The sequence below is a fragment of the Candidatus Accumulibacter aalborgensis genome, from assembly GCF_900089955.1.
Classification (GTDB): Bacteria; Pseudomonadota; Gammaproteobacteria; order Burkholderiales; family Rhodocyclaceae; genus Accumulibacter; species Accumulibacter aalborgensis.
This window is the reverse complement of the sequence record NZ_FLQX01000176.1, coordinates 1-10,156: the sequence shown is the minus strand read 5'-3', so window position 1 is coordinate 10,156 and position 10,156 is coordinate 1. Positions and strand designations below refer to the sequence as shown.

1 protein-coding gene and 1 riboswitch are annotated in these 10,156 nt (G+C 58.4%); the gene reads right to left on the bottom strand.

From position 1 onward, the window contains the following. A partial coding sequence (locus tag ACCAA_RS21595) for a pre-peptidase C-terminal domain-containing protein (RefSeq protein WP_186409311.1) occupies nt 1–9,012 on the bottom strand: 9,012 nt, incomplete at its 3' end. Nucleotides 9,013–9,041: 29 nt separating this feature from the next. Continuing rightward, nucleotides 9,042–9,128: riboswitch (cyclic di-GMP riboswitch) on the bottom strand. Between the last annotated feature and the right edge of the window lie 1,028 nt (nt 9,129–10,156).

Sequence of the window (10,156 nt, the reverse complement as noted above, 5' to 3'; positions counted from 1 at the left end):
GGCAGGCACCGCACCGCCGAGGGTGCTGGCGAACTGGGAATAGGTCTGGGCGGCGGCGGTGTCGCCGGCGGGCGCGTTGGCGCCGACCTGGTAGTTGAACCCGGAAGCACCGAGAATCTGGACGATGGCACCACTGGCGAGCGTCAGTTGCGCCGCGTTACCATAGAAGCTGCTGGCACTGATCGTCATGCCGTCGGCCAACTGGATGACGTTGTTGCCTTCGGTGTCGGTGATCTTGGCGGTGACGGAACCGGACAGCGTAGTGGGGCTGGTGACGTAGGTGTCGTTGCCGCCGCCGCCCAGATAGTTGTTGCCGGCGGACGGAATGAAAAAGTCGTTGCCCGGTGTACCGGGGACGGTGTATGAGGGGGCGGGCGCGGTGGCGGTGTCCCTTATCCTGATGGAAGCCGTGGCGGATGTGCCTGTGATCGAGGCGGTCAGCGTCTCGTCGCCTTCCGTCTGGGCGTCATTGGCGAGTGGCACCGTAATGGTCGCCGTATTGTTGTTCACTGTGACATTGCCAGTCAGTGCGACACCCATCACGTCAGCCACAGTAATGCCCGTGCCGGACAGGACATACGGCAAGACTGTACCGTTCGAGACACCCGTGGTGGTGAGCGTGAACATTGCACTCGATCCTTCGTCGTAACTTGCGGCATTGGCGGCCAAGATATAGGTTGCAGTGTTTTCCGCGGAAGCAAACTCCAATGCGTAGCCAGCGGCGGAAGCCGTGTTCGGCTGGCTGAGTTTCAGGAAGTACTTGTCCCCCGGATTGCCTGGATAGTGGATTTCGAGAGACGCGCTGCCGGTCGTGGAATCGAGCAGAGTTCCGGCTGTTCCGTCGTCCCGCGCTGCGAATAACTCAACGGTGACCGCCTGGCTACCGGGAATTTCAATGTGCACCGTGCCCGGTTGAGCCTCCTGGGTTTTCGGCGCCTCGAACTGAAACCAGTCGGGATTGGCCGGATCCACCCGCAGCCCGGCAAACCAGGCGTCCGCCGCGATCACGCCCAGGTCATGCGCCTTGCCCACGCTCTTGTTGCCATTGAGCCAGTCTTTACCGTCGGCGACGGTTCCGGGTGCGTTCACATTGAGAGAATACTGCGAGATGCCGCCAGACCCCGTGCTCTCGATCTTGACCAGATATTCGCGCGCCGCTTGCCCGCTCAGACTGATCGTTTCATGGCCAGTGCCGGTATTCGAAGTCGTGGGAAGGGCGGTATAGGCGGTGGTGGTCTGGTCGTAGTAGTAGAGCGAAAGCTTGAGTTTTTGCCCATTCGCCGGATCATAGTTTACCGTCACGCCGTCGCCCGTCGCCGCGGCCTGTTCAATGGTGAAACGGAACCAGTCCACATCGGCAGCACTGTCGAGGCTCAGCCCGGTGAACGAATGACCATCGCCGATCAATCCATGCAGGTTGTAAGCGCGTGCGGCGACGTCGTTGGATTCCGCCCAATCGCCCTGGAAGCCGGTGCTACGGCTGGTGGGGCGGGTGAGGAAGGCGTTGAGGAAGTTGCCCCAATCCGTCGCCGCCAGAAAAGCCTGGTTCTCGACCGGATAACTGGCATTGACCGTGCCGCTGCCCGGCAAATAGATGGACAGGCCCTGCGTCTGGCGATGATCGGCCGTCTGGTCGATCACCACGGTCTGCAGGGAATCATAAGCGGCGCCAGCGACATCCTTGAGACTGCTGACGCTGCCGGCGACGTTCTGCAGGAACTGGCCAAGATCGCAATAAGACGGATCCTGGAAATGCGTGGAGGCGGCGCGTGCCTGAAAAATGGCGTTCCAGTTGGCCGAGTCGGTCAGCGCGACAGCGCCATCGCAAAAGGCTTTGAGCCTGCCGACAAAGCTGTCGAACTTCCCGGCATCGAGAGCGGCGAGGGTATCCTCGGGTCGGCCCTGGTTTTGTTGCTGGAAGCTGTCGACCAGACCAGCGGCCAGGGCCGACGCTGACGCCTGCGAGTCGATGCCCAGCGTCGAAAACGCCTGCGTATAGTCAAACCCGTTCCCATTCACCACCTCTTCCGAGGCGACAAGCACATCGGTGTGACTGCGCAGCGCGTATCCGACTTCCACGTTCGCCATCAGGCAGGCATCGAAAGCAATCAGGTCCACGTTGTTGATGCCTGAGGCTTCAAGAGTGCTCAGTGCAGAGGCGAGTTCCGAGGTATACAGGCGAGTCGCCGACTGCGCATCTTTGTTGCCTTCGTTATCGAGATTGAAGCCACCAATGGAACCGCCGCCATGATCCCACATCACCAGCGCGTAATGGCTGGCCGAGGCGGCTGTTGCGCCCCATTTGACGAAGTCCACCAGCGTCGAGGGATTGCCAGTGTCCTTCTCGCCGATACGTTCGAAGGGCGTCGCTATGGTGTCGTCGCGGCTATCGCTGAGGATGACCGCCCGACCGGTGTCGCCCCAGGCCGCGCTGCCGCCGGTGGCGTAGGTCTCGCCCAGCGAGCTTTGATCCCAGAGGACAGCGAAATTGACCTTCCCCGGCAGCCCAGCCGTGGCCTTTTCCATCTCGTTGATGTCCGCGAAGGAGAATGGCTCCAGAGTGCTGGCGGTGACGTACACCAGGACGGTCCAGTCGTTTTGCGGTTTTGCGGTCTCGCCGCTGGTCGGTGCATCGAGATGCAGTTGGTAGGCGTTGGCGGTAGCCGTGTTCGCGCCTTTGACTTCGGCGTAGTACGTGCCGACGGCCAGTCCGTCGAGCGAAAGCGATTCGTTGCCGCCACCGCCGGTGGCCGTGGCCTTGAGCATGTGGTTCTCGTCGTACAGTTGCAGTTGCAGATCGCCTCGGTCTGCTTCGAACTGTATGCCGAGGCTGTTACCGGCAGTGCCCTTGGCGGTGGTGGTGAATTTGAAGAAGTCGTGGTCGGCAGAGTGGATGGTGGCGTTGATGGTGGTGACGCCGCTGGTCAGATCAAGGTTGAAGGCGGTTTCAAAATCGTTGTTCGGTTCCAGGCTGTCCGGAGAAAGCGAGGTGTCCGGCGCGATGATCGACAGGGTGTATTGCGGGTTGACGGCGCCGTTATATCCCGAGACTTCAATCTTGTACGGGCCCGCAGCCAGGTCCTTGAGGCTGATTTCCTCGAAATTGTCAGTGCCTCTGGATTCCCCTCGCACGACGGTCCCGTTCTGATCGTAGAGAACCACATCCAGATCACCGGAAGCATTGTCGAAGTCGATCCGGACCTTGTCGCCTTCATGGCCAACGCCTCTGGTATTGAAGCTGAACCAGTCGCGATCGCCGGTGGTGTCGATAGACAGGTCGGTCAGAACCCGTCCACCTTCAACGTCGCGCAGCTCATAGGCCGTCGCGGCGGTATCGTTGCCCGTGCTGCCTTCTGCCCAATCGCCGGCGGCGTCGCCCTGGGGCGGCGCGCTGAGTTCCAGGCTGTAGTTGGGGTTGGTCGCGCCTTCGACGCCGGTGACCCGAACGTAATAGCTCCCCTTTGCGAGACCCGCCAGGCTGATCTGCTCGCTGTCGCCGCTGCCGTCGGCGAGTTCGATCAGGTGTTTCTGGTATTGGGCTTCGGTGGTATTGGTGGCGGGATCGAAGGCTTCGAAAAGTTCAAGTTTCAGATTACCTTGGGTGTGGTCGAGGTGAATGCCGACGAACTGCCCGTCAGCGCCGTCGCGGCTGAGCTCGAATTTGAACCAGTCTTGGTCGCCAGGCGCATCTATGGACAGATTTGGCATCGCCAAACTGGCTGTCTCCGATCGCAACAGTTTTCCCAAACCTCCGTAGGCCATCGGGTTGACACTGCCCAGGGTGTAGTTTCCATAACCCCCATAGGAAGTCGGGTTGACGCTACCCAGGGTGTAGTTTCCATAACCCCCATAGGAAGTCGGGTTGACACTGCCCAGGGTGTAGTTTCCATAACCCCCATAGGAAGTCGGGGTGACGCTACCCAGGGTGTAGTTTCCATAACCCCCATAGGAAGTCGGGTTGACACTGCCCAGGGTGTAGTTTCCATAACCCCCATAGGAAGTCGGGGTGACGCTACCCAGCGAATAATTCCCATAACCGCCATAATTCGATGGGCTTGGCAGGTAAGTATTCCAATAGGAAGAAGTTGGTAAGATTATATCACTTGGACTTCCATAATTACCGTAACCGCCAGAGGAACTTATGTGGTTGGTCGCTCCGCCCAATCCCCCTAAGCTGTCGGCCGAGCTTAAGAGTCCAAAAAATTGGCTACCAAGCGCAGGACTGTACGGAGAGTTATGTCCCACACTATACCAATTAGCGTTATAGTTAGCTGCATTAAAGGCCTGTTGATATGAGTGTTGGGCACTCAGGTTTAAAGCGGGAATCTGTGACAACAAGCCAGTCCATCCAGGAGAGTATGTATAGGGGGGGAAGAAGCGCGTCTGCGAGCTCGCCGCCCCCATATCTGTGGCACTCCGCAAATCGTAGGCGTTGATTGGGCGATTGTTGTCTTCTGCAGCATCGGATGTCGGCGTCGACGTACCAGTCACGGTCAGGTTATATTCCGGATTGGTCGTCTCGTTGTTTCCCGTAATCTTGGCGAAATAAGTCCCCTTGGCTTTCACCGCCAGGGAAATCTCCTCGAAATTTTCCGACGTCGTCGAACTGGCCAAACGGCTGCCGCTGGCGTCGTAGAGTTCCAGGCTGAGATCGCCTTCCCATTTGTCGAAGTCAATGCGGACCTTGTCGCCGGCCGTGGCATCCTTGTCGAGGGTGAACTTGAACCAATCCTGGTCGCCGGCCGGACTGATCGACAATCCACCCACCTGCAAGGTACCGGATACCGAGCGAAGGTCGTAGGCGTTTTGCCGGGTGTCGTTGCCGTGGTCGCCCTCGGCGAAATCTGGCTTCGGCGTCTGCGGAGCGTCGAAATCCAGGGAATAGCTCGGACTTGTGGTGCTGCCGGTGGCTCCGTAAATCTTGACGAAGTATGGGTCGGTGGGCAGGTTTTCCAGGGATATGGCTTCCCGGTCGCTGTCGGACAACGACTCTCCCAACTTCACGCCGTTCTTGTCGAACAGTTGAAGCTGCAAATCGCCCTGCGTGTGATCGAACTGAATGCTCACCGAATGACCGGGGCCGCCCATTCCGACGGTGGAGAAACTGAACCAGTCCACATCGCCGGCATGATCCAAGGAAAGCCCGGAAAAAGCTTGAGTCCCCTCGACGGTCTGCAAGGCTTTGGCTGCCGCCCGGGTATCGTTGCCTTCGGCCCAGTCCGCGGGATTGTTGTCCGGGGCATTGATGGAAAGCTGATAACTCGGATTGGCCGCGCCATGGTAGCCCGCCACCTTGACCAGATAGCTTCCCGCGGCCAACGATGCGCCGCTGGCATCGGTCAGCTTGATCTGCTCGACGTTGTCGGTGGTTTCCGCCTTGCCCAACAGTGTCGCGCCGGTCGAGTCGTAGAGATACAAATCCAGGTCACCCTGAGTCTGGTCGAACTGAATCCGCACGAAGTCACTGGCATCCGCCTTCTTAAGCGTGGTGAACTTGAACCAGTCCACGTCGGAGGTTTGATGCAGAGAGAGCGGGTCCCAGGTCTGCAAGCCCTCCACATTGCGGAGGTTATAGGCGCTTGCAACGGTATTGTTACCCGAGATTCCTTCGGCCCAATCACCCTGGGTGTTCTTGGGCGGGTCGATGAACAGGGTGTAGTCGGGGTTGGCAGCCTCCTGGTAACCGTAGACTTTGAGATAATAATCCCCGGCTGTCTTGCCGTTGAGGGAGATGCTCTCCAGACCAGTGACGCCAGTGGAACTGTCCAGCAAGGTCGTCTTGTCGGCAGCATAGAGCGCGATATCCAGGTCTCCCTGACCGTGATTGAAACTGATGCCGACCGTGTCGCCGGATTCGCCGGTTGCACCGATATGGAACTTGAACCAATCCACATCGGACGCCTGAATGGACAGCTTACCCTGACTGTAAGGACTGCTGACGGCGCCCAGGTCCTTGGCGTGCACTGCGTCGTTGTTGCCTTCCGCCCAATCGCCGCCAGTCTGGGTGAACGGCGCCTGAACCGACAGTGCATAGGCGGAGTTTGTCGCCCCGTTGTAGCCCTTGACTTCCAGATAGTAGGTCCCGGCCGCCAGGTCCTTCAGGTCGATGGCGTGCAGATTGGCGACGCCTTCGGATTTTCCGATGAGTTGGTTGGAGGCGTCATAGAGGTATAAATCGAGATCACCCGCCGTGTGATCCAGACTTAGTTGCGCAAAATCGCCGCTGCGTCCAGCCGTCGCCAGAGTGAACTTGAACCAGTCGACATCGGCTTGGCTATTGATCGACAGCGGACGCGCCGCGTCGATGCCGAGTTGAACCAGGTCGGAGCCGGGATGGGTCAGCGAGTTCAGTTCGGTCGCCTGTGTGCGATCGTTGTTGGGTTCTGCCCAATCCTGGCTGTTGGCTACAGGGGCCGCGATAGTGAGCGAATAAGCGGGGTTTTTCGCATTGTTGTAACCGTAAACCTGAATCTTGTAATCGCCTGGGTTCAGCCCATCGAGAGAAATCTGTTCGTGGTCACCGACGCCGGACGAAGTATGAAGGGTATTCCCGGCGCTGTTGCATAGCTTCAGATCCAGATCGCCGAGCGCATGCGAGAAATCAATCCGGACAAAATCGTTGCTGGTGCCCTTGCTCGGCAGGCTGAACTTGAACCAGTCGGCGTCGTCAATCGACAGATTCGTCCAGGTCTGCTGCGCCGTCGCACGGGTGAGCGTTTTCGCGTCGGCTTGGCTGTCGTTGTCCTCATAGGAGTCACTGCCGGGAGCATTGATGGCCAGGGTGTAATCGGGATTCGTCGCGCCCTGATACCCCGCGACATGGATGTAATAAGTGCCTTGAGTCAAACCGTTCAGATCGATCCTTTCCATATCCCGGAAACCGGTGGACTGGAGAACAGGAGTCGTTCCGCTTTCCCGATAAAGCTCCAGGTCCAGATCACCCTTGGTGGTATCAAACGTGGCGGCAACATAATTCCCGTAACTTCCGGTGCCGTTCAGATTAAACTTGAACCAGTCCTGGTCGCCCGAAGTGATGGATAGATTTTCCCATGCATGAAACCCCGCACCCTGAGGCCAGCCGTACTGAGGAGCACCGAGATTTGTCGCAGCGGCACGGGTATTATTGCTGGCCACGCTATCGAAAGAGTCGGTTCTGATGTTGTTATTGGTGCCAGGCGCATTGATCGTCAAGCTGTAATCGCTGGCGCTCTGATTATACCCATACACCTTCAGGTAATAATAGGTTCCGGCGGTCAGCCCGGACAGCGCAATGGCTTCCGCGCCTTCGATTCCGTCTGAATAATCGATCAACTGGTTTGCGGAATTGTACAGTTCGATATCCAGATCTCCCTGCAAGCCGTCGAAATCGATCTGGAGATAATTCTGGTTTGACCCTTGTCCGGAAAGCTTGAATTTGAACCAGTCGACATCGGAAGCACGATCGATAGACAAATCGGTTTCTTGCCGGAATCCACTGACCGTCCCCAAATTTGTGGCCGTATTCAGGGTGTTATTGCTCGCGCTGGCATCATAGTGATCAGTTGTGGGTGCTTGTGGCAGGGCGAAAACCAGATCGTAGGATGGGGTGACGTTCCCTTCATAACTTCCGGCTCGCAAATAGTACGTTCCCGGCTGCAGCCCGGCCAAGGGAATTGCATTCCAGCCGTATCCTGTGGCGTCCCAGTAGGTCGTGTAAATGATATTTCCGGAGCTGTCGTCGAGTTCGAGATCGATATCGCCGTTACCGGTGACAAGGCTCAGGATACAGTCAGCGTCCGTCGCGACGCGGGTGGTCGTGAGTTTGAAGACGTCGACATCGCCAGTGGTGGAGCCCGGCCGGTCGATGGATAGATCGGAAAAATAGTAGCCAATGCCAGCCAGCGATGCCCCACTGTTAACGGGCGTCGCAGTCGGAAGTGTATCGTTGCCAGAAGCACCTTCGAAGCGGTCCTTGGGAATTTGCGGCGCATTGATTGCGAGTGTGTAGTAGGCATTGCTCGAGCCCAGGTAATTGCCGGAATAGTAATCAAATACCGTTGCTCTGTAGGTGCCGGCCGGAACATTTGCCAGCGATATAGACTCCAGGTTCCCATCGGTCGGATTCTGGTCGTAATCCGCTTCGATGAAGGCGCCATTTTGATTGTATAGCCGAAGCACCAGATCGACGTAGGTGGAACTCGACGAGACGCGGACATAGTCGCCGGATCCACCAGGAAGGACGGTGGAGAAGTTCCAATTGTCGCTGGGGTCGCCATAGTATATGAAGTCGGTCAGATAGCCATAACCCTGCCTTGAACCCAGATTGGTGGTCGATTGTTCGAGAAGCACGGATTGGCTATCGAGCGAGAGTGCAACCCTGTCGTCTTCGGCCCGAATCCGTTGCAAGTCGGAAGCAGTCAGCGCCTGGTTTCGGGCGAGAGCCGAAAACAACTCCCCTTCGTCGCCCGGCGTATCGGCAGCATTCAGGCGCGCGTCCAACGCGTGCCCCAATTCCTCAAGCAGCACAGAGGTGATCGCTTCGGGCTTGTCGGTGTTTTCAGTGAGAAATTCTCTCGCCAGGTAAATCGTGTCGGTCGCCGCCGCATAGGCGCCCTGAGCGCGATTGATTTCCGTTTCTGGGCGGATTTCCAGCCTTGGCCAGGAGATGAAATCCGGCTCGGCGAAGCCCTGAACAAGCATTCTTGCCCGCAGGGGGTCGACGCCGTTTCCGAAAACCTGGTGGATATCGTCGTCGAAACCGGGATTGAGAAGGAATTGGCGGAGGGTGCTCTGAGCCAGGGTCAGGTAAACCCACAGGTCCGTCGCTTGGCTGTTTGCTGTTGGCAGGCGCCCGGCAGCGCTGCCGGCTACGGGCTCGCCGCCAGGTGCCCCGACGATCAGGTCGGCCAGACCATCACCGTGGATGTCGTCGGCGACACCGACGCTGAAACCGCTCAAGTCACCGGCGCTATGGCCATTGATAACGAAGCCGCCGGGCGCGGCGGCAATGCTCGAGAGTTTGATGGCAGGCATGACGCAGCTCCCAGGTTCGCTGATTGGGCTGAGGGAACCCAGCCACCCTCCTGGACTTCAGGTTAGGGTCTGAAGCTTTGCGTCCGGAGCTTGCACTCCGTTTGCCTTTGATCTCGCCGAAAAATGTACCATCGCTATCAGTGTCTTCTGTTGACCTGGATCAAGATCACCCGTGGAGAACATTGCTGATCGCCCACAGGTCAAGCAACCTCGGCAAAGGCCAGGCCCTTCATGAGGTGAGCCGCGCAAAGCCGATCCTCGACAAGCCACACAAACGGTAGCGCCCTGTCTTTCACGAAAGCAGCCCGCCAGCACGCGATGATTCTCACTGTAGGCCCGTTGCAGGAGGTGCGCGATGGCCGGTCCGCAGATGTCTTCATGGGCTTTGTCCATCTCGAGCAACCACTCGACATCGATCGCGGAGTACTTGCGTGCAAAGGGTGCAGCAGGCGTGCTGTAGCGCTTGGCCAGGGGAACGGAGGCCAGCCGGTTGCGATGCCACCGGGTCACCAGACGCGTGACCTGAGCCCGGCTGTAGCCGCTGGTGTGTTGCAGGTACCTGTGCAGTACTCCTCGCTCCCGTTTCCTCCGCCCAGGGTAGTCAAAGCGTGTGAGTACGCGACTGATGTGCCCATACCGCTCACTGTCGTCGCCCGTCGCCGAGAACTCGATTGACGCGGTGGCGCTGAAAAATTGTTCGATCTGCGCGATCGTGCATAGCCGTGTTTCGTTCATGTTGATCACCATCCTTGCGATGATCAACCCACACTTCAGTTCCCCCTCAATTTCTTTCCCTCAGGCTCATTCCTGGGTGGAAACACGCGCCTCGTTCAGGCTCATACCACATTGGAAAAGGCTGTCCTTGCCGAAAAGTGCCGCAAAAAGGTTATCCTATGGGGCCTGCCGTCACCATCGGCAAGCCGGTAGGGGCCGGGTTGCCGAAGTTTTCAGGCGTGCTGACGAAACATTCCCGGCCAGGATTGGCCCTCTGCCACGCCGGCATCTGACCACTGAATGTACAGACTCTTTGCCATCGCAGCGCTGCTGCTCGCCCTGCCCGCCGTCGCCGCCGTGCCGCAACTGGTGGCGCCGGACGACGTGCGCGAACTGCTGAGCAGTTTCCTGGAGTTCGGCGATCTCGCTG